This is a genomic window from Prosthecobacter sp. (assembly GCF_049294395.1).
Lineage (GTDB): Bacteria > Verrucomicrobiota > Verrucomicrobiia > Verrucomicrobiales > Verrucomicrobiaceae > Prosthecobacter.
Genome location: NZ_JBAQCR010000392.1, coordinates 121,916 through 141,191 on the forward strand (window position 1 = coordinate 121,916; position 19,276 = coordinate 141,191).

Sequence of the window (19,276 nt, forward strand, 5' to 3'; positions counted from 1 at the left end):
CAACCTCGCTCTCAGGGTTTTGTTACAAGGAATCTGATGGGATGCCGTGTTCTTCGAGCAACTGCCCGCAGTACCACAGCATGCGCGGCAGATGGAACGGCCCCTTCCACATGCTGCCCTTCAGCTGGGAGGATGGGGAGCCATCCCGGTGCAGGTAGCCAAACCACTCACCGTAGGCCGCATCGGGAAAGTGCGCAAAACTCCAGTCATGCACCTGCTGGTGCCACTGTGCGTATTTGGCATCCCCAGTGATGTGCCAGGCCAGATGCGTGGCGATGATGGCCTCGTTGTGCGGCCACCAGAATTTCATGTCGTGCCAGTATTCCTGCACCGGTTTGCCCTTCACATCTCGGAAATGGAAAATGCCGCCGTGCTCCTCGTCCCAGCCGCGCTGCCACATGCAGTCGAGGATCTCCAGACCGAGCTTGATGTAGCTGTTCTCACCACGCTTACGGCCTTCATGCAGAATGAACCACGCACACTCCAGCGCATGGCCCGGGTTCAGCGTGCGGCCGTCGAAATGGTCGATGATCGATCCATCCGGTGAAACGATCTCCATCAATGCCCCGATGGCCGGTTTGAAGAAGAACTGCTGGATCTCCAAAATGAAGCGGTCCGCCCACTCGGAGCAGCTATGTCCTGAAATCTTCACATCACCCAGGTTGGCGCGAAGTTCCTGCGCTGTGGCGATGCCGATCATCAAGGCTCCGATGCTCATCATGGGCCGCGTGTTCGGCTCGATCTTCGGGTGCATCAGACCTTTCTCGAAGGAGAATTTCAAATAGGTCGCGAAATCCCTCTTGGCGCGCTCAGCATAGCTTTCATCGCCCGTGGCCTTTGCATAGGCTGCATGGGCAATCGACGCAAAGGCCTCGCTGAACACATAACGCCGCATGCGCAGCGGTTTGCCCTCACGTGTGACCGTGAAGAACAGTTTTCCATCCGTGGAATAGCCGTGCTTCTCCAGAAACGCCAGGCATGATCCCGCCGCCTCGATCCAGTCACTGCGCTTTTCCACATTGTTGTAAAGCGTTGAGAGCATCCAAGCTGCCCGCCCTTGGAACCAGATGCTCTTGTCCGTGTCCAGGATCGATCCATCGCGGTCCAGCGAGGTGATGATGCCGTCAAACTCACGATCCATGCCGTGCTTCATCCAGAAGGGCATCACGTCTTTGAGCAACGTGTCCCGGTAGAGCGCCTTCAGGTTCTGGCGATAAAGTGGGTCGGCAAGAGTGAGGTTCATTTCGCCCACTCTGGCGGCTCTGCCTCAAACGTCACGCGTTCCTTCGTCAAAGGATGCGTGAAGGTGATGCGCAGGGCGTGCAGGCAGAGCGGGGGATCTCCCACGGCCAGGGTCTGTGTCTCCCCGACTTCGCCATCGGCCAGATAGGCGGCATCACCGACGATCGGGAAGCCGAGATGCCAGAGATGGATGCGGATCTGATTCGTGCGTCCGGTGAGCGGGCGGGCCTCAAGGAGTGCCGTGCCACCGGCATCGCGCCGCAGCACGCGGAACTCGGTTCGGGCCTCCTGTCCTTCGGCATCGATGGAGCGTCCTCCCAGCTTGCCGGCTTCGCCACTGATGGGCGCATCGCAGACAAAGGCATCCTGCGGCGGGTGCCCTTTCACGCGGGCGAGATAAAGCTTCTCGACCTCTCCACGCTCAAACTGCGGCTGTACGAAGCTGGCAAAGTGGCGTGTCTTGCACAGCACGGTCACACCGGTCGTGTTGGCATCCAAGCGGTGGACGCTGCGCGGCTTCAACGGATGCCAGACAGTGTTGAGGATGTATTGCAGCGTGTTGCGATTGAACCTGCCGCCCACATGCACCGGCAGCGGCGCGGGTTTGTTGAGCACGATGATTGCCTCATCCTCAAACAGCACCCGGATGTCCGCATTCACATCCGGCTCACGCTGTGCAGGCTTCAGGTGCAGGTAGCGCTCTCCGGCACGCACGATATGATGTGCCGGCACGATCACCTGATCATCCGTCACGATGCGTCCTTCTTCACAGACCGCGAGCCATTGATCACGCGGGATGTGCGGCATCACGTGGCAGAGGCAGTCCAGAATGGTGGCGTGATCACAGGCCTCCGGCACATTCAGCGGCCGCGTTTGATCATAAGGCATGCTGCCCGGCAGCGGCGACACCGCCTGGAGGATCGCCGCATGTCGCTGCGCCAGATTTTCGCGCTGCTGTTCCTCGGAGGTTTTGAAGCAGTACGGGCAGGAGACATGCTCCACGTAGCGCGGATCGGCCTGTTCTTCTGCAGTGAGCGGAGTCTGGCAGGCGAAGCACTGCGAGGAGGCGGTCTCATGCAGGCCGGGATCGACCCCCACGCGTTGATCGAAGACGAAACACTCGCCGTCGTAATGCGCGCTGCCGCATTCTTCGAAGTACTTCAAAATGCCGCCCTCAAGCTGCCACACATGCTCAAAGCCCTCGCGCTCCATGAATGGGGCGGCTTTTTCGCAGCGGATGCCGCCGGTGCAGAAAGACACGATCTCCGCCTTCTTCATTTCTTGCGGCAGGCGGCGCACGGCCTCGGGGAATTCGCGGAAGGAATCGACCCCCGCCACGACGGCGCCTTTGAAAGTGCCGAGCTTCACTTCGTAGTCGTTGCGTGTGTCATACAGAATGACCGGGCGGCCTTCATCCAGCCACTGCTTCAGGACCTTGGGCTCCAGGCGTGGCGAGGTGTACTTCGCCGGTTCGATGCCCTCGACTCCGAAGGCGATGATCTCCTGCTTGATGCGCACCAGCATGCGGCGGAACGGCTGCTCCGCGCTCTCGCTGTATTTCGGCTTCAGTCCTGCCAGCCCAGGAATGGCGCGCAGTTCATCCACGAGTGCGTCCACATTCTCCCGCACGCCGGCCACGAACATGTTGATTCCTTCCGTGCTCAGCAAAATCGTGCCCTTCAGCCCCCAGCCTTTGCAACGTTCCAGCAACTGGGCGCGCATCTCCTTCAATCCGGAGAGTTCGGCGAATTGATAGCAGGAGATGTTGGTGATCGTGGCGGTGGCTGGCATGGGGCAGGTGAAAAAGCACAAGAACAGGCGGACGGCGAGTGCAAACCGCACTTGCCGCGCAGGAATGGAACAGTGGGGCGCAATCGAGATCAAGCTTGCCATTTCAGGCCGTTCCCGCTCCATTCCGGGGGTATGAAATCCACGCTCCTTTTCCTTCTTGCCGCCGCCACCCTGCAAGCCGCCGACTGGCCGATCTGGCGCGGGCCCAATCATGACGGCATTTCGAGTGAAAAACTGTCTGAAACGGCGGTCAAAAAGGTCTGGGAAGCGCAGATCGGCATCGGCTTTGCCTCCTTCACCGTGGCTGCCGGTCGTGTGTACACCACGGGGCATGCGGACGGCAAGGACACGGTCTTCTGCTTCGATGCCACGAGTGGCAAGGAAGTATGGAAGCACTCCTATGCCGCCGATCTCGGCGACAAGTATTACGAGGGGGGCACCTCGGCCACGCCGACAATTGAAGACAGCAAGGCATATCATCTGAGCCGCTGGGGCGATCTGTTTTGTTTCGATGCCGCCACGGGCAAGATCGTGTGGCAGAAAAACATCCAGAAGGAAACCGAGGCCGACATTCCGGACTGGGGTTTCGCAGGTTCGCCGCTGGTCGCTGGCAAGCTCCTCATTGTGAACGTTGGCAAAGCCGGTACTGCGGTTGAAAAAGCCACGGGGAAGACCGTGTGGACCAGCGACAAGGCCAACTCCGGCTACTGCACGCCGTATCCCATCACAGTGAATGGCAAGGGGCAGGTCGTGCTGAGTTCCGGCCGCGCCTACAAAGGTGTTGATCCAAGCAACGGCAGCGTGCTGTGGGAGCACACCTGGTCTACCAGCTACGGCGTGAACGCGGCGGATCCGATTCTCAGCGGCACCCAGCTCTTCATCTCCACCGGTTACAACAAAGGCTGCGCCTTGCTCGATCTCGCCTCCGCCGAACCCAAGGAGATCTGGCGCAGCCGGGTGATGAAAAATCAATTCAACTCCAGCGTGCTGATCGACGGCCATCTGTATGGTAGCGATGGCGATTCCGACAAATCCGCCAGCCTGAAGTGCATCGATTTCGCCACCGGCACGGAGAAATGGAGCGCGGCAGACGTCGGTTTCTGCTCTCTCGTGGCTGCCGATGGCAAGCTCATCGTCCTGACGGCCAAGGGTGAGCTGATCATCGCCAAAGCCAGCGCCGCCAAATTTGAGCCCATCTCCCGCACCCCGGTGCTCACCGGGCGCTGCTGGAGCGCTCCGGTGCTGGCCAACGGACATGTCTACGTGCGCAATGCCGCCGGTGACATGGTCTGCCTGAGCGTCCAGTAGGCCGGGTGCCGGGGGCATGCATTTTCTCAATACAAGCTCACAGACGGTCGATTGGCCAGAGTGAGCCGATGGTTGGATGCTCCCCTTGCATGAACATCAGTTCTCACCCCACCCAGGCCATCCCGCTCTGGCTCAAGCTCGCCTACACCGCCTTCATGGTGGTTTTGATTCCCGTTTACTGGTACCACTACGGCCCGACGAACTTTCTCTATTTTTGCGACATCGCCCTGCTGTTCGCGCTGGTCGGGATATGGCGGGAAAGCCCGCTGCTCCTGTCACTGCCGGCGGTGGGAATTCTGCTGCCGCAGGCATTGTGGTGCGTGGATTTTGCCGTGCAGCTCTGCGGCTTCAAGATGACAGGCATGACGGCCTACATGTTTGATGGCACCAAGCCGTTGTTTCTGCGCGGCTTGTCGTTCTTTCATGGCTGGCTGCCCTTCCTGCTGGCCTTTCTCGTGTTCAGACTGGGCTATGACAAGCGTGCGCTCAAAGGCTGGACGGTTTTGGCCTCGGCCTCCTGCCTCGTGGCCTATTTTTGGCTGCCGAAGGCCGGTGCTGTTCTTTCGGACCCCAATCTGCCGCGCAACGTGAACTACGTTTTCGGCATGGACGATGCGCATCCTCAGACTTGGATGAGCCCCGAACTTTATCTCGTCACATGGCTTGCGCTGCTCATCTTCGTGGTCTTTGTGCCGACGCATTTTGTGCTGAAGAAAATCTGCCCCACGCCCGAACAAGCCGCCGCCCAACGCGCATGAACGTTTCTTCCCCTCCAACTCCTGAATCCAAATGGCAGCGTGGCTTTTGGAACCTGATGGGCACGCAGTTTCAAGGCGCGTTCTCTGACAACGTGCTCAAGTGGCTGGTCATCTATCTGGTGATCGCGCAAAAGCTGCCCAAGGAGCAGCTCGACGCGCTGGTGTCGGACTCGGGAATGTATTTTGCCATTCCGTTTCTGCTGCTCTCCATGTTTGGCGGCTGGATGGCCGACCGCTTCAGCAAACGGCATGTGATGATCGGCGTGAAGGCAATGGAGATCGCCATCATGATCTTCGCCACCTATGCGCTGGCTTCCGGCAGGATGGGGCTGCAGCTCGTGAGCATCTGCCTCATGGGAGTGCACAGCGCGTTCTTTGCGGCATCCAAGTATGGCTCGCTGCCAGAAGTGGTGCCTCCTGCCAAGCTCTCATGGGCTAATGGCGTGATCGAGATGCTCACCTTTCTGGCCGCGATCTTCGGCACGCTGGCAGCCGCTTGGCTGGCGGAGAGCTTCGCGGGCAAGCCGGCGTGGTCGGGCGGCATTCTGCTGGCGCTGGCCATGATCGGCTGGTTCATGAGCCTTGGCATCACACGCGTGCCTGCCGCGAGCCCAGACAAGCCGCTGCGCCTCAACTTTCTCGGCGACCTGTGGCGCGAATTTAAATGGATGCGTACGGACCGTGACCTGTGGCGGGCCAATCTCGGCAACACGGGCTTCTTTTTCATCGCCGTGCTCATCCAGATGAACCTGGTGCTCTATGCGGAGCAGGTGCTGCACATCAAACCGATGGAAAACAGCGCCTTGCAGGTCGCCCTCGCCGTCGGCATGGCGGCGGGCAGTTTGCTTGCCGGAAAATTGAGCGGGGACCATGTGGAGTATGGCCTCATTCCGCTTGGGGCCTTCCTCATGGCCACCATGGGTTTCGCGCTCGGGCTGGCGGACATCTCCAGATCGGCATTCACCGTCTGCCTCACCCTGCTGGGCATCGGCGGTGGCATGTTCATCGTGCCGCTGGCGGCGGTGCTGCAGCATCGGCCGCCGGCAGATCGCAAAGGCTCGGTGCAGGGGGCCGCCTCGTGGCTCTCGTGGGTGGGTATCAGTGCCGCCGCCTTGCTGCAAAAGGAGCTGAACACCCGCCTGGGCTGGACTCCGGGAGACATCTTCTGGTTCTGCGGAGCCAGTGCGGTGATCGGTGGCATCTATGTGACGATGTCACGCCCGCAGGCCCTGCCTGCATTGCTCAAACGCTGGACGCATGGCTGAGATCCTTCTGCTTCCATTCGGCAGTGCCGGCGATGTGTTTCCCTTCATCTGGCTGGGGCGGCAGCTCATGGCGCGCGGGCATCGCGTGAGAATGATCACGGCATGCCTGTTTGAAGAGCAGGCGCGCAAAGCCGGGCTTGAATTCATTTCGCTGGGGGAAAGGGACGAATTCGAGGCCATGATCCGAGATCCCCGCATCTGGAAGTCGGGCATCGGCACGAAGGTGGTGTTTGAGTTCGCCGCCAAATCCGTCGAGCCCTATCTCGCGGCCATCGAAAGCTGTGGAAAGGTCGATCTTATGCTGGCTCCCGTCACCGCATTTGCCGGGCGTCTGGCCCGTGAAAAGCATGGCATCCCGCTGATCACCGTGCACCTGCAGCCGGCTGTGTTTTTGAGCGTGCATGAGACGCCGCTGCTGCATCCCATGATGCGCCTTTTCAACAAGCTGCCGGTGTGGTGCAAAAAGATGATCTTCTCACTGCCGAATCCTGTTGATCTCTTTGCGCTGCCCAAAGTGCGCCGCATCTGCGAAGCGAACGGCGTCAAACCACCGCGCAGTCTGTGGCGTGAGTGGTGGGACTCACCGGATGGCGTGCTCGCCTTGTTTCCCGCATGGTTTGCACCGCCACAGCCGGACTGGCCGGCCAATCTGCTGCAATGGACTTTTCCGCTCGAAGATCTGGCGACGGAGCAGACGCTGCAACCGGGGTTGCAGGCGTTTCTCGCAAATGGAGAGCGCCCGGTCATCTTCACCCCTGGCAGTGCGAATGTGCAGGCCTCACGCTTTTTTGCCGTCGCTGCGGAAGCCGTCAAGCGCATCGGCTGCCGAGCGGTCTTTGTCACGCGTGAGCCGAAACAGGTGCCGCCGAATCTGCCTGCGAGCATTCTCACGGTCGAATACGCCCCTTTTAGCACGCTGCTGAAGCATGCAGCAGTGTTTGTGCACCACGGGGGCATCGGCACCATGTCGCAGGGCTTTTCCGCCGGTGTGCCTCAGCTCATCATGGCAATGGCCCATGACCAGCCTGACAACGCCGACCGCCTGGAGCGCCTGGGTGCTGGCATCGGTCTCAGCGTGGGGCAGTTCACACCCGGGCGTGTGGTCGGCTGTTTGAAGAGGTTGCTTGAGGATGTGGCGATTCGACAGACTTCGCTGGCTTGTGCGACAAAGCTGCGGCAGGACAATGGTTCGGCAGCACTGCTGTCCTGGATTGAAACCCGAATTGCCCCCCTCTGATTCCTGCATGAGCCACGTCCTGCTGCTACCCTATGGCACCTCGGGCAGTACCTATCCTTTCATCTGGCTGGGCCGCCAGTTGATGGCGAGGGGACATCGCGTGACGCTGGTCACCGCGCCGAGGTATGAATCAATTGCCAGACAGGCAGGATTGAACTTTGTGGCCACGGACGGCGATGAGCTGGAGCAAATGCTCAAAGCCCCGAGTCTCTGGAAGCTGGGAATCGGGCTGGCCACTGCCTACAAGCATGGTGGTCGTGCAGCCAGGGATTACGTGGCGGCTGCAGAAGCGGCCATTGCGCAACACGGTCCCGCCGATCTGTTGATGGCACCGATGATCTGTTTCGGAGCACGAGTGCTGCGTGAGAAGCTGCGGATCCCTCTGGTGACAGTGCATCTCTACCCAATGATGATCATCAAGGCGCATCTGCCTCCCATCGTCATTCCGCCGTTCCTTTGGCTGCGTCAGCTTCCTCTGCTGCTACGCCGGTTCATTCTGTGGTTCCCGAATCCGCTGGACCTTTTTGCCTATCCGGCGGTGAGGCGCTGCTGCGCTGAACATGGTGTCACACCGCGCAGCTTGTGGAAGAAGTGGTGGGACTCGCCCGATGGCGTGCTGACCTTGTTTCCAGACTGGTTCGCGCCGCCGCAGCCGGACTGGCCGAAGAACCTGCTGCAGTGGGATTTCCCACTGGAGGACATGGCGGCAGAACGCCCCCTGGACGATGCGCTGGCCAAGTTTCTGGCCGAAGGAGAGAAGCCGGTGCTCTTCACCGCAGGGACCGGGCACTTTCATGCCGAGGCCTTTTTCGCGACGGCTGCAAAGCTGGTCCGTGAGCTGGGATGTCGTGCCATTTTCATCACGCCGAAGACAGACCAAGTCCCCAGCGGTCTGCCCGCAGGAGTGTTCGTCTCGGCTTATGCGCCGTTCAGTCAGCTCCTGCCACGAGCACGTGCGTTTGTTCATCACGGTGGCATCGGCACGACTTCGCAGTGCCTCGCGGCCGGACTGCCGCAGCTCGTGGTGCCTATGTCGCTGGACCAGCCGGACAACGCAGATCGCGTGAAGCGTTTCGGCGTGGGTTTGAGCATCAGCCAGGGCCGTTTCACCGTCGAACGTGCACTGCCGCTGCTGCGGCGCTGCCTGGAGGATGACACCCTTCGTGAGAAAGCCAGTGCCTATGCCATGCGAATGCGCGAGCGGCGGGCTCCGGACGTGCTGATGGAGTGGCTGGAAAAACGCATGCAAGCCCTATGAGCCGCATCGTTCTTATGCCGCACGGCACGACAGGTGATGTGCTGCCACTGATCTGGATCGGGCGGCAAATGCAGGCGCGTGGGCATAGCGTGCTGCTGGTCTGGCTGGAGACTTATCGAGAAGCCGCATTGCAGGCGGGATTGGAATTCGCGCCGCTGAAGAATGACGGCTACGAGGAGCTGGTGCGCAATCCTGCCTTCTGGCGGCCGCATCAGAGCCTGAAGCTGACTCATGCCTATGCCGGGCGCTGTGTTCCCAAATATGTGGAGGCCGTCATGGAGGACCTCAGCCGCAACGGCAGGCCGGATCTGATGCTGGCGCCGATCATGAACTTCGCCGCGCCACTGCTGCGGGCCAAGCTGGGCACACCGCTGATTTCCACGCATCTGAGCACGCTGCAGTTCGTCAGCGCGCATGCCGTGCCGCTGAGCGTGCCGTTCGCGCGACTGCTGCGACTGCTGCCAGTGCCACTGCGTCGATTCTTCCTCACGAATATCGCGCCTTACGATCATCACGCCTTTCCGCATGTGCGTCAGTGCTGCGCTGATCAAGGCGTCAAACCGCCACGGCGATTGCGTGACTGGTGGCACTCGCCGGATGGTTCCCTGGCCTTGTTTCCCGAATGGTTTGCCCCACCCCAGCCTGACTGGCCGCCGAACACCTTTCAATGGGACTTCCCATTGGAAGATCTGGCTGAGGCAAGGCCGCTGGAGCCGGATCTTTCCACGTTTCTCACTGCGGGAGACAAGCCCGTCGTCTTCACACTGGGCAGTCATCATCTGCATTCCCGCCGCTATTTTGAAATGGCGGCGGAAATCACGGCCCGTCTCGGCTGCCGGGCGGTGTTTGCCACGCGCGATGTCCATCAGGCTCCCACCGGCCTGCCCCAGTCTGTCTTCGTGACAAGCTACGCGCCATTCAGCGTCCTGCTGCCCCACGCGGCGGCGTTCGTGCATCACGGTGGGATGGGGACGCTCTCGCAGTGCTTCAAGGCGGGAATCCCACAACTCGTCACACCGATGGCGTATGATCAGCCAGACAACGCCGCCATCGTGGAGCGGCTCGGCGCAGGGCTGGCGCTGAGCCTGGACCAGTTCACCGTCGAACGTGCGCTGCCATTGTTGCGGCGCTGCCTGGAACAAGACTCCCTGCGCCATCAAGCCGGAGAATGTGCCCGCCGGATGCCTCAAGGGCCGCCTGTCACCACTCTCGCTTCCTGGCTGGAGGCCCGATGCGCTGAAGGCTTTCTTCATTCTCCATCCCCGCCATGAAAAAAATTCTAATCATGACTTACGGCAGTTGTGGCGACATCCTGCCTCTAAACTGGCTGGGCAAGCTGCTTCGTGCACGCGGCCACGACGTGACGTTGATCACCACGCCAGACTACGCCTCCTATGCCGCACAAAGTGGACTGAAGTTCGTGGCGACGAAAAATCTTTTGGGAAGGGAGATGGTCGAAAACCCGGACATGTCCAAAAAGCTCGAAGGTACACGGCTGGCTTACCACTACTCCGGACTGGCCGCTGGTGAGTTTGTCGAAGCCGTCGAGACTTGGATGTCCACGCATGGCAGGCCCGATCTCATGCTCGGCCTAAAGTCCTGCTATGGCGCACGATTGCTGCGTGAAAAACTCGGTTTGCCCTTGGTGACGGTGCATCATTATCCTCTGATGATGCAAAGCGCCTATGAGCCCTCCTTGCTCACGCCTGCATTTCGCTGGCTGCGCATGCTTCCTTTGTGGATGAGGAAGTTGATTTTTGCCGCGCCCAACCCTTTTGATCGCCACGCGCTGGCCGCTTTGAGACCCCTGTGCGCCACGCACGGTGTTGCCGTGCCGCGTGACTTGGAGCGCGAGTGGGGGCACTCTCAGGATGGCGTGCTGGCCCTGTTCCCCGACTGGTTTGCCAAACGCCAGCCCGACTGGCCGCAGAACCTGCTGCAATGGCACTTTTCCTTGGAAGACTTGGGCGATGTGCCTCTGGCGCCGGATCTCGTCTCGTTTTTGAAGTCGGGCGACAAGCCGGTGCTGTTCACTCCCGGCAGCGGGCCGATGCATGCCCATCGCTTTTTCGAGGTCGCGGTCAAGCTGGTTGAGAAACTGCAGTGCCGCGCGGTCTTCGTCACCCGTCATCTTCAGCAGCTGCCTTCGGCACTGCCTCCCTCCATTCACGCCGTCGAATACGCGCCTTTCAGCACGCTGCTGCCTCATGCCAAGGCCTTTGTGCATCACGGCGGCCAGGGCACGGTGGCCCAGTGCTTCGCCGCAGGCATTCCCCAGCTCATCATGCCGATGGCCCATGATCAGTTCGACAATGCTGACCGGGTGGAGCGTCTGGGCGCGGGGCTGACCATCAGTGTGGACCGTTTTGATGTGCCCCACGCCATGCCCCTGCTGAAGCGCTGTCTCACCGATGAGACCATCCGCCGCCGCGCCGCCCTCTGCGCTGAACGCATGCGCCAGCAGCCGCCTGCCGACCAACTCATCGCATGGCTGGAGGCCCGAATGAGCTCATGAAGAAGATTCTCCTGCTGCCCCACGGCACCTCGGGAGATGTCTTCCCCTTCATCTGGCTGGGCAGGCTCCTCAAGCAGCACAACCACAGAGTGACGCTCATCGCAGCGCGTGCCTTTGAACGCGCCAGCCTGCGGGCTGGGGTCGATTTCATGCCGCTGGCCCGGGATGACTTTGATGAAATGCTCGCCCATCCAGGCCTGTTCAAAATCATCGAAGGCACCCAAGTAGCACACGGTTATGCAGGACGCGCCACGGGTGACTACGCCGCCGCAATCGAGCTTTGGATGGCCCGCAATGGCCGGCCCGACCTCATGCTCGCGCCCATGACTTGCTTTGGAGCTCGCTTGATCCGCGAAAAACACGGCATTCCACTGGTGACCGTACACGCTTACCCTCTGCTGGTGAACAGCGCGCACGCACCGCCGCTGTTCATCCCCGCGTTTCGCTGGCTGCGCAGGCTGCCTCTGGCCCTGCGCAGGCTGGTGCTTTCAGGACCCAATCCGTTCGACCACTATGCGCATCAGCACGTCCGGAAAGCTTGCGATGATCACGGTGTTCCTGCCCCCCAAAGTTTGCGCTGGGAGTGGTGGGACTCCCCGGATGGCGTGCTGGCGCTTTTCCCCGACTGGTATGGTCCGCCGCAACCGGACTGGCCGCGCAACCTGCTGCAATGGGATTTCCCCCTCGAAGATTTATCCCATGAAGAGACGCTGTCTCCAGCATTGAAAACCTTCATGGAGGCCGGTGGCAAGCCCGTGCTCTTTACCGCAGGCACCGGGCACAGACATGCGCGAGACTTCTTCGAAACAGCACTGCGACTCGTCACGCAGATTCAATGCCGCGCTGTTTTTGTGACGCGTGACATCACCCAGCTTCCGGCCTCGTTGCCAGCATCGGTTCACGCCGTGGAGTACGCTCCTTTCAGCCAGTTGCTGCCTCATGCTGCCACGTTTGTGCATCACGGCGGCATGGGAACCGTCGCACAGTGCCTCGCCGCAGGCGTGCCACAGCTCATCGTGCCCATGGCGCACGATCAGTTCGACAATGCTGATCGTGTTGTGCGCCTTGGGGTCGGGCTGGCCCTTGGCACACGCGGATTCAACCTTAAGCGCGCCCTGCCGCTGTTAAGGAGATGCCTGGAGGACTCCGGAATACGTCAGCGTGCCGCAGCCTGTGCTAAGCGCATGCGCCAGCGTCCAGACACGGAAAAGCTCGAGCGCTGGCTCGCGCAAATATTCAAAGGCACACAAACTTAAAGCACTTCCACAAGGGAGTAGATTCAGATGATTCCACGCATCATTCACCAAACTTGGGGCCGGCAGGAGATGCCACGCGACCTGCGCGAGTTTCAGCATTCATGGCGCGTGCATCACCCTGGCTGGGAATACCGGCTGTGGAGTGATGCTGACAACCTTGACCTGGTTCGGCAGCACTACCCGGAGTTTGCAGACTTTTTCACCAAGCTGACCCCGAATATCTTGAAGGTGGACTTTGCACGCGTGGCATATATGCACCGCCACGGCGGCATCTATTCAGACCTGGATGTCGAGGTGCTCAAGCCCTTCGACCCGCTTTTGGAGGGTTCAAACATCCTGTCTGGTCGGGAGTTTCACGGCATTGGCCAGCGGATGCGTGGCAGCGACTTTATCTGCAATGCGCTGATCGCCTCGCCCGCAGGTCATCCGGTTTGGCTGGAAATCATGCATCTGATGGCATCCCGCTACCGCTTTAAGAGAAGACTGGAGCCTTATTCTGACTATGTGATCGAAATGGCAATGAGGGTGCTCAGTGAAAAACTGGAGGAACGCAGCCAGTCCGTCGGGGACGTCACCATTCATTCTCACGAGTTGTTTTTTCCGGCCCCGCCGACAGAGCGTCTTGTGGAGAACCGCCGCAGGCAGGCTGCGAAGCTGGGTTCCTATGCCATCCATCATTACGAGGGCAGCTGGATTTCTCCCTGGGCCAGGCTGATCTATGCGGTGATCCGTCTGCGTCAGCATTGGGAATCTCGCCGCGCGCTTGGTGGTGATCCCACAACGATCAAATAACGGCTTGATTTGAGACCCAGTTGTCGACGTATTCCCAGCATGAGCCGAATCCTCGCCTGCCTGCTGCTGTTCACCGCCTTCCTTCATGCCGATGAGTTTGACCCTAAGGACAACACGATTGTCCTCGGTAAGCGCGTGGGCTTGATCAAGCCCGGCATGTCCGCTGCCGACATCGAGCGTGCCTATGGGAAGGACAACCTCAAGCTGCAGAAGATACCCGGTGCAGAGGGGGAGGAAATCGATGGCGCGAAGTTGTTTGCGGACACGGATCGCGAGTTGGAGATCGTCTGGGATCCCGACAACGAGAAGAAGAAGGTCGTGTTCGACATCCGCGTCATGGGCAAGGCCTGGAAATTTGAAAACGGTCTCAAGTCGGGAATGACCGTGGAAGAGGTTGAAAAGATCAACGGCAAGCCTTTCAAGATCGCCGGGTTTGAATGGGACTACGGTGGTTACGCCAACTTTGAAGGCGGCAAGCTGGAGGGGAAGGTGAGCATTCGCTTCAGCCCCACCACAGAAAACATTCCGGAGTATCTCAGCGGCGACAAGCAGCTCTCCTCCGCCGACAAAAAGCTCCGCGCCGCCAAGCCTCTCGTTGACGAAGGCATCTCGGTGTTCATGCGGTGAGCGTGCATATCTCATGCCTCCAGCCTGGCTTCAGCAAGTGAGCAGGGCGTGTGATGCCCCTGACCGCAATAAATCCCGCGTGGTTCTTGGGTGAAAAGCAAGCAACGTTCGGCGGGAAAGAATGCGAGCGAACCGGGCTCTTCGAGCTGGGATTCTGCGGAGATTCGATGACGTAAATGTGACTCGTTCAGTCTCAAGCAGGGCCTGCCGTTGTTAAAACGATGCTGGGATGCGGCAGCGTCTGCTGAGCAAACGCGCCAGCTTTCTAATACAGGAAAACTCGAGATCTGGCTGGCACAAAAATGCAAAAACCCGCAATCTCACGCCGCATCAGCAATATAGTAGATCCTAATGATCCCGCGCATCATTCACCAAACTTGGAACACACCGGAGATACCGCTCCACCTGCTCGATTTTCAGCACTCATGGCGCACGCATCACCCTGGCTGGAAATACCAGTTGTGGACACATGAAGACAATCACCGGCTGGTTCGTGAACAGTATCCCGAATTTGCTGAATTCTACGAACGTCTGCCCGCGCCGCTCAAGATGGACTTCATTCGCGTTGTTTACATGCACAGCCAGGGCGGCATTTATGCGGACATGGACTTTGAGGTGCTGCGCCCGCTTGATCCGCTGCTGCAAGGATCATCCATCATGGCCGGAAGGGAAATCAACGGCATCGGCCAGCGGATGCGTGGAGTGGATTTTATTTGCAGCGCTTTGCTGGCCTCGCCCGCCGGACACCCGGTTTGGTTGCAGATCATGCGGCTGATGGCCTCTGAATTTCGCCCCAGGCGGTGGGCTGAAGACTATTCCGCTTATGTGATCAAAAATGGCATGGCGCTGTGTGATCAAGCCCTCGTGGCCCTGCAAATGAGCGGTGGGGACATCACCATTCATTCGCACGAGCTGTTTTTTCCGGCCGCGCCGACGGAGCGTCTCATTGAGAACCGTCGCAGGCTGGCTGCTGAACTCGGCTCCTACGCCATTCATCATTACGAGGCCTCCTGGATTTCTCCATGGGCCAAGCTGATCTATGCAGTGATTCGTCTGCATCAGCGCTGGGAACCACGCCGTGCGCTTGGCGGCCCTCCCATGACAATCAAATAACGGCTTGATTTGAGACCATGTTGTCGAAAGGCGGCAAACTGGAGGGGAAGGTGAGCATTCGCTTCAGCCCCACCACGGAAAACATTCCGGAGTATCTCAGCGGCGACAAGCAGCTCTCCTCCGCCGACAAGAAACTGCGCGCCGCCAAGCCTCTCGTTGACGAAGGCATCTCGGTGTTCATGCGGTGAGGGGATAGACCGCCACATCAACACCCGACGAGCCAATGATGTGATCCGGCGGGCGTTGCGGGTCCGTGAATCCGGCCTGTAGGAGAGCATTCACATCCCATGCCTCCAGACTGGCTTCTGCAAGCGGGTAAGGCATATGGTGAACCTGCCCGCATCGGATGCCACGTGGCGTCTGGGAGAAAAGCAGGTAGCGCTCGGCGAGAAAAAAGGCGAGCGAGCCGGGTTCTGCGACCTGCGATTTTGCGGCAATTCGATAGCGAAAATGTGACTCGTTCAGTGCACCACTTCGCTGACAGCGGTAGTCGATGCAGCCATCGCTCAATTGCGCACTCATGCGGGCGTTTTGATAGGGCAGATGGAAGAAGGTGCGCGCCGTCCAGACCGCGAGCCGCTGGTTGCAATCCAGCGAGTAAAACCACACTCCGGGCCGGCCCCGCTCATCGTGCACGTAAGTCCGCACGTTGAGTTCGAGGAAATCGCTGATGCCGGGCACCGGCGGGCAGAAGCGCGGACGTATGCCCCGCATGTAAAACGGCACAATGGCGAGCCATGCATCGCCTTGAAACGTGTCCACGTACAAACCGGGCGGCAGAGTGCGCTGAATCTCCGCCGCATCCCAGAGCCAGTGCAGGAAAAGCAGACTCTCCCAGCGCTGATGCATCATGCGCGCGCGCGTCGGACGATCACGGAAGGCGAGGCGGGATTCGTGCGTGGGGATGGCTGGCATGCCGGGATGATACGCTTGAATTCGCACCCAGGCGTCGCCCGGATTCGTTCACCAAGCATGCGCTATCGTTCATCGACCCTCGGCTTCCTGTTGCTCTCGCTGCTCGGCCTCATCTCCTGCTCCTCCATGAAACCCGCTCCCTTGCAAACAGTTCCCCACGTCGATCTTAAACGCTATGTGGGTGACTGGTACGTTTTTGCAAACATCCCGTACTCTCTGGAAAACGGCAAAGTGGGCACGCTGGATCGCTACGCGCTGCGTCCCGATGGCAAAATGGACAACATCTTCCTGTTCCGCCGCGGCAGCCTCGACGCGCCGCTGGAGCAGTGGAAGGGGGTGGCCTGGGTTCACAACAAGACCACCAATGCCGAGTGGCGCGTGCAGTTCATCTGGCCGCTGCGGGTGCCTTATCTCATCATCGACCTCGATGCCGACTACCAGTGGAGCGTGATTGGCTATCCCAACCGCAAACTGGCCTGGGTGCTAAGCCGGAAGCCGGTGCTGGATGACGCCACTTATCGCGGCATTCTGGAGCGCATGGCAAAGCAGGGCTATGACACACGCTTGCTGGCCAAGGTGCCGCAGAAGTCAGAGTAAACAAAAAAGAGGCAGAGCTTTCGCCCTGCCTCTTTGATTGCGATTAGATCAAGCAAACAGCTTCGTCACCGGCTTGGCCTTCACCAGTTCACGCGGCTGGTTGAGATGATTGTAAACAATCGTCTCGGGATCAATGCCGACGGCGTGGTAAATGGTGGCGAGGAGTTCGGTCGGATGCACGGCGTCTTCGACGGGGGCGGAGCCCGTGGCGTCCGATTTGCCGTGAACGTAGCCGCGCTTGATGCCGGCACCACCGACGATGGCGGTGTAGCAGTAAGGCCAGTGGTCACGACCGTCGGCGCTGTTGCTGTTGCCGCTGGTGGACACGCCTTTTTCCGGGCTGCGTCCGAATTCGCCGAGGGCCACGACGATGGTTTCATCGAGCAGGCCGCTGGCATCCAGATCATCAAACAAAGCGCTGAGGCCCTGGTCCAGCATGGGGCCGGATTTGTTCTTCATGCGCTCGGTGAGGCCCGCATGGTGGTCCCAGGAATGGTTGTCGGAATTCGCAACTTTGGGCCAGATGACTTCGACGACACGCGTGCCAGCTTCGAGCAGACGACGGGCGAGCAGGCAGCTCTGACCGAAGGTGTTGCGGCCGTAGCGGTCACGCAGTTTCTCAGGCTCACGGTCGAGGGCAAAGGCATCGCGCGCACGGCCGCTGGAGATGAGGTTCAGGGCCTGGCTGTAGTAGCTGTCCAGGCTCATGTCCTTCACCGCAGCTTCGATCTGCGGCATCTGGTCATTGATGGCGTCACGCAGCTTGGCACGGCGCTCAAGGCGCACGCTGAAGAGGTCAGGGCGCAGCTGGAGGTCGTCGATCTTGATGCGGTCCATCTTGCCCATGTCGAGGTCATCGCCATCGGGGAAGAGCGTGTAGGGCTCGTAGGCTTTGCCGAGGAAGCCTGCGCCGCCGCCTTTTCCGACGACGTTGGATTCCTGCAACGGACGTGGCAGCTGCACGAAGGGGAGCATCGGCTCCTGCAGCGGCTTGAGGCGCACGATGTTGCTGCCGAAGTTCGGGAAGTCTTTCGCGTTTGGCGGCTCAAGCTGGCCGGAGGGGCTGACCTTGTCGGTCGTGTAGCCGGTCATGATCTGATAAATCGCCGCCGTGTGGTTGAAGAGACCATTCGGCGTGTAGCTCATCGAATTGATCATCGTGAACTTGTCGTTCACCTTCGCGAGGCCCGGAAGGATCTCGGTGAAGTGCTTGCCGGGAACCTTCGTCGGGATCGTTTTGAAGGCGCTGCGCACGTTGTCCGGCACGTTTGCCTTCGGGTCCCACAGGTCGAGATGTGATGGGCCGCCCTGCAGGTAGATCATGAGCACATGCTTGGCCTTGCCCCAGCCTGCGCGTCCTGCGTTCGGAGAATTCGCCGCCATGGCCTGGCCACGGAGCACGTTGTTGAGCGTGAGGCCCATCATGGATCCGCCGCCCACGCGCAGAATGTCACGCCGCGAGAAGCCGAGGTTTTTGTCGCAAAGGTCTTTACCGGGAACGCCTGGGATGCGGAACATGGTGTGCTAGGGGTTGAGATGGAAGGTCAATATCGGGGGCATGTACGACAAGGAAGGGCCGATCTTGCCATTTTGGGGGAAGTTCGTCGAGGCTGGGCAGGAAACTCCATGCCCCGGGCGGGGATCATGCTGAACGATGACCGGCGGCTCTCATGGCTTTAAATTCACCTCACTGGGGGTCTGGGTGAGGAATGATGGGCTCATTTCCCGTCCTGAACGTATATCGCCTTGGCGGGAGAATCCCCGTGCCAAGAATTTGATCTACCAATGAAGATGCGCCTGTGTCACTGCGGCTGCCCGTCGGCAACGGGCGATCGCCGACTGCTGCAGGCTTGCCACCGGATGAGGCATTCGCTAAGCCTGAGTACTGCGGGGCGATTGAACCGGCGGCATAAGCAGGCTGATCGTTCGGCAAGGACGTTGGAGCAAATCCCGCCGCTCCAGAGATTGGGCTGCGGCCACGAGCAAGCGACTGTTGCTGTGGTGTTGTAGGTGAAGGTGTGGTTGGCTGTCCCGGTTGCTGCTGCATGATTTGCTGCCTAAGTTGCAGGGTGGCAGAGTCTGTTCGGGCACCTGCGGAGGCGGCAAGCTGCATCAAGTAACCGTTGTCATAGCGCACCTCACAGAGTTCGGCACCCATCGCGATACGAATGACCGTATCTTTGCGACCAAGTCCGACGCTTGCTTCTTTAAGCTCGATTCCTTGGGCGTTTGGCTGTCCAGCTTTGAGAAGGAACCGCTCATGAGTCTTGACGTTGACGACGGAGACCGTCAGATCACGCCTGTCTCCGTAGATGGAGGCGATAGCCAGATCCTTGGCATAAGAAGCCTGCGGTACCAAAACAGGAGCTGTCTTGAGGGTGAATGGATTTTTGTTCCACCCTGTCTCATAGCGCTCGACTGCGTAGCCTTTCGGGGGCCGGAATGCTGCGTGCTCCTGTGCCCAGGCCAGGCTGCCTGCAAGAGTAAAAACAAGCGGGAGAAACTTGAAAAAGCAATGAGCACCCATGGCACCGGCACGCATGCCGAAGCAATGCGGTTCACGGCTTGATGTCATGACCTGTGGAATCATCCGGGCGATCAG

Annotated in this window: 18 protein-coding genes; 13 read left to right on the forward strand and 5 right to left on the reverse strand. The window is 59.8% G+C overall.

Translation table 11 applies throughout. From position 1 onward, the window contains the following. Positions 1–22: 22 nt before the first annotated feature. Complete coding sequence (locus tag WAW39_RS26785) at positions 23–1,243, reverse strand: AGE family epimerase/isomerase (protein WP_422322225.1); 1,221 nt, start codon at positions 1,241–1,243, stop codon at positions 23–25. Beyond that, the gene (locus WAW39_RS26790) at positions 1,240–3,033 is read right to left on the reverse strand and encodes a sulfurtransferase (protein ID WP_422322226.1); all 1,794 of its coding nucleotides are present in this window, start codon (positions 3,031–3,033) and stop codon (positions 1,240–1,242) included. The genes WAW39_RS26785 and WAW39_RS26790 overlap by 4 nt, the downstream gene beginning before the upstream one ends. Positions 3,034–3,165: 132 nt before the next feature. Here WAW39_RS26790 and WAW39_RS26795 point away from each other — a divergent pair, with 132 nt between their 5' ends. From WAW39_RS26795 to WAW39_RS26850, 12 genes are all read left to right on the forward strand, one after another. Continuing rightward, positions 3,166–4,341 (forward strand): PQQ-binding-like beta-propeller repeat protein, encoded by a 1,176-nt coding sequence (locus tag WAW39_RS26795; RefSeq protein WP_422322227.1) that lies wholly within the window; start codon positions 3,166–3,168, stop codon positions 4,339–4,341. Positions 4,342–4,430: 89 nt separating this feature from the next. Continuing rightward, the gene (locus tag WAW39_RS26800; protein ID WP_422322228.1) at positions 4,431–5,099 is read left to right on the forward strand and encodes a hypothetical protein; all 669 of its coding nucleotides are present in this window, start codon (positions 4,431–4,433) and stop codon (positions 5,097–5,099) included. Then, a complete protein-coding gene (locus WAW39_RS26805) occupies positions 5,096–6,364 on the forward strand; it encodes an MFS transporter (protein ID WP_422322229.1) in 1,269 nt (422 codons plus the stop codon). The genes WAW39_RS26800 and WAW39_RS26805 overlap by 4 nt, the downstream gene beginning before the upstream one ends. After that, entirely contained in the window at positions 6,357–7,601 is a 1,245-nt protein-coding gene (locus WAW39_RS26810; RefSeq protein ID WP_422322230.1) for a glycosyltransferase, read from the forward strand. The genes WAW39_RS26805 and WAW39_RS26810 overlap by 8 nt, the downstream gene beginning before the upstream one ends. A gap of 7 nt (positions 7,602–7,608) precedes the next feature. Further along, on the forward strand, positions 7,609–8,859 hold the full coding sequence (locus tag WAW39_RS26815; RefSeq protein ID WP_422322231.1) for a glycosyltransferase: 1,251 nt from the start codon (positions 7,609–7,611) through the stop codon (positions 8,857–8,859). After that, positions 8,856–10,130, forward strand: coding sequence for a glycosyltransferase (locus WAW39_RS26820; protein ID WP_422322232.1), 1,275 nt, complete (start codon positions 8,856–8,858; stop codon positions 10,128–10,130). The genes WAW39_RS26815 and WAW39_RS26820 overlap by 4 nt, the downstream gene beginning before the upstream one ends. Continuing rightward, complete coding sequence (locus tag WAW39_RS26825; protein WP_422322233.1) at positions 10,127–11,374, forward strand: glycosyltransferase; 1,248 nt, start codon at positions 10,127–10,129, stop codon at positions 11,372–11,374. The genes WAW39_RS26820 and WAW39_RS26825 overlap by 4 nt, the downstream gene beginning before the upstream one ends. Then, positions 11,371–12,630 carry a glycosyltransferase gene (locus WAW39_RS26830; RefSeq protein ID WP_422322234.1) on the forward strand — a complete coding sequence of 420 codons (1,260 nt, stop codon included), beginning with the start codon at positions 11,371–11,373 and terminating at the stop codon, positions 12,628–12,630. Before WAW39_RS26825 ends, WAW39_RS26830 begins: the two co-directional genes overlap by 4 nt. Positions 12,631–12,699: 69 nt before the next feature. Beyond that, positions 12,700–13,422, forward strand: coding sequence for a glycosyltransferase family 32 protein (locus tag WAW39_RS26835; protein ID WP_422322289.1), 723 nt, complete (start codon positions 12,700–12,702; stop codon positions 13,420–13,422). A 39-nt stretch (positions 13,423–13,461) separates the two neighbouring features. Next, a complete protein-coding gene (locus tag WAW39_RS26840) occupies positions 13,462–14,049 on the forward strand; it encodes a hypothetical protein (RefSeq protein WP_422322235.1) in 588 nt (195 codons plus the stop codon). Between the two features lie 351 nt (positions 14,050–14,400). Then, positions 14,401–15,162 (forward strand): glycosyltransferase family 32 protein, encoded by a 762-nt coding sequence (locus tag WAW39_RS26845; protein ID WP_422322236.1) that lies wholly within the window; start codon positions 14,401–14,403, stop codon positions 15,160–15,162. 17 nt (positions 15,163–15,179) lie between these two features. Then, a complete protein-coding gene (locus tag WAW39_RS26850) occupies positions 15,180–15,350 on the forward strand; it encodes a hypothetical protein (RefSeq protein WP_422322237.1) in 171 nt (56 codons plus the stop codon). Here the strand turns inward: WAW39_RS26850 and WAW39_RS26855 are convergent. Then, entirely contained in the window at positions 15,340–16,077 is a 738-nt protein-coding gene (locus WAW39_RS26855; protein WP_422322238.1) for a YqjF family protein, read from the reverse strand. The two genes, WAW39_RS26850 and WAW39_RS26855, sit on opposite strands and share 11 nt — an antisense overlap. A gap of 57 nt (positions 16,078–16,134) precedes the next feature. Here WAW39_RS26855 and WAW39_RS26860 point away from each other — a divergent pair, with 57 nt between their 5' ends. Then, entirely contained in the window at positions 16,135–16,674 is a 540-nt protein-coding gene (locus tag WAW39_RS26860) for a lipocalin family protein (RefSeq protein ID WP_422322239.1), read from the forward strand. Between the two features lie 48 nt (positions 16,675–16,722). Here the strand turns inward: WAW39_RS26860 and WAW39_RS26865 are convergent, their stop codons facing one another. Continuing rightward, positions 16,723–18,192 carry a DUF1501 domain-containing protein gene (locus tag WAW39_RS26865; protein WP_422322240.1) on the reverse strand — a complete coding sequence of 490 codons (1,470 nt, stop codon included), beginning with the start codon at positions 18,190–18,192 and terminating at the stop codon, positions 16,723–16,725. 169 nt (positions 18,193–18,361) lie between these two features. Then, positions 18,362–19,264, reverse strand: a complete 903-nt coding sequence (locus WAW39_RS26870; protein WP_422322241.1) for a hypothetical protein — start codon at positions 19,262–19,264, stop codon at positions 18,362–18,364. Between the last annotated feature and the right edge of the window lie 12 nt (positions 19,265–19,276).

What these genes read in the sequence shown, in the direction of transcription:
- WAW39_RS26795 (WP_422322227.1), top strand. Translation starts at nt 3,166, where the DNA reads ATGAAATCCACGCTCCTTTTCCTTCTTGCCGCCGCCACCCTGCAAGCC.
- WAW39_RS26825 (WP_422322233.1), top strand. Translation starts at nt 10,127, where the DNA reads ATGAAAAAAATTCTAATCATGACTTACGGCAGTTGTGGCGACATCCTG.
- WAW39_RS26835 (WP_422322289.1), top strand. Translation starts at nt 12,700, where the DNA reads ATGCCACGCGACCTGCGCGAGTTTCAGCATTCATGGCGCGTGCATCAC.
- WAW39_RS26870 (WP_422322241.1), bottom strand. Translation starts at nt 19,264, where the DNA reads ATGATTCCACAGGTCATGACATCAAGCCGTGAACCGCATTGCTTCGGC.
- WAW39_RS26815 (WP_422322231.1), top strand. Translation starts at nt 7,609, where the DNA reads ATGAGCCACGTCCTGCTGCTACCCTATGGCACCTCGGGCAGTACCTAT.
- WAW39_RS26800 (WP_422322228.1), top strand. Translation starts at nt 4,431, where the DNA reads ATGAACATCAGTTCTCACCCCACCCAGGCCATCCCGCTCTGGCTCAAG.
- WAW39_RS26845 (WP_422322236.1), top strand. Translation starts at nt 14,401, where the DNA reads ATGATCCCGCGCATCATTCACCAAACTTGGAACACACCGGAGATACCG.
- WAW39_RS26820 (WP_422322232.1), top strand. Translation starts at nt 8,856, where the DNA reads ATGAGCCGCATCGTTCTTATGCCGCACGGCACGACAGGTGATGTGCTG.
- WAW39_RS26865 (WP_422322240.1), bottom strand. Translation starts at nt 18,192, where the DNA reads ATGTTCCGCATCCCAGGCGTTCCCGGTAAAGACCTTTGCGACAAAAAC.
- WAW39_RS26810 (WP_422322230.1), top strand. Translation starts at nt 6,357, where the DNA reads ATGGCTGAGATCCTTCTGCTTCCATTCGGCAGTGCCGGCGATGTGTTT.
- WAW39_RS26830 (WP_422322234.1), top strand. Translation starts at nt 11,371, where the DNA reads ATGAAGAAGATTCTCCTGCTGCCCCACGGCACCTCGGGAGATGTCTTC.
- WAW39_RS26850 (WP_422322237.1), top strand. Translation starts at nt 15,180, where the DNA reads ATGTTGTCGAAAGGCGGCAAACTGGAGGGGAAGGTGAGCATTCGCTTC.
- WAW39_RS26855 (WP_422322238.1), bottom strand. Translation starts at nt 16,077, where the DNA reads ATGCCAGCCATCCCCACGCACGAATCCCGCCTCGCCTTCCGTGATCGT.
- WAW39_RS26805 (WP_422322229.1), top strand. Translation starts at nt 5,096, where the DNA reads ATGAACGTTTCTTCCCCTCCAACTCCTGAATCCAAATGGCAGCGTGGC.
- WAW39_RS26785 (WP_422322225.1), bottom strand. Translation starts at nt 1,243, where the DNA reads ATGAACCTCACTCTTGCCGACCCACTTTATCGCCAGAACCTGAAGGCG.
- WAW39_RS26840 (WP_422322235.1), top strand. Translation starts at nt 13,462, where the DNA reads ATGAGCCGAATCCTCGCCTGCCTGCTGCTGTTCACCGCCTTCCTTCAT.
- WAW39_RS26790 (WP_422322226.1), bottom strand. Translation starts at nt 3,033, where the DNA reads ATGCCAGCCACCGCCACGATCACCAACATCTCCTGCTATCAATTCGCC.
- WAW39_RS26860 (WP_422322239.1), top strand. Translation starts at nt 16,135, where the DNA reads ATGCGCTATCGTTCATCGACCCTCGGCTTCCTGTTGCTCTCGCTGCTC.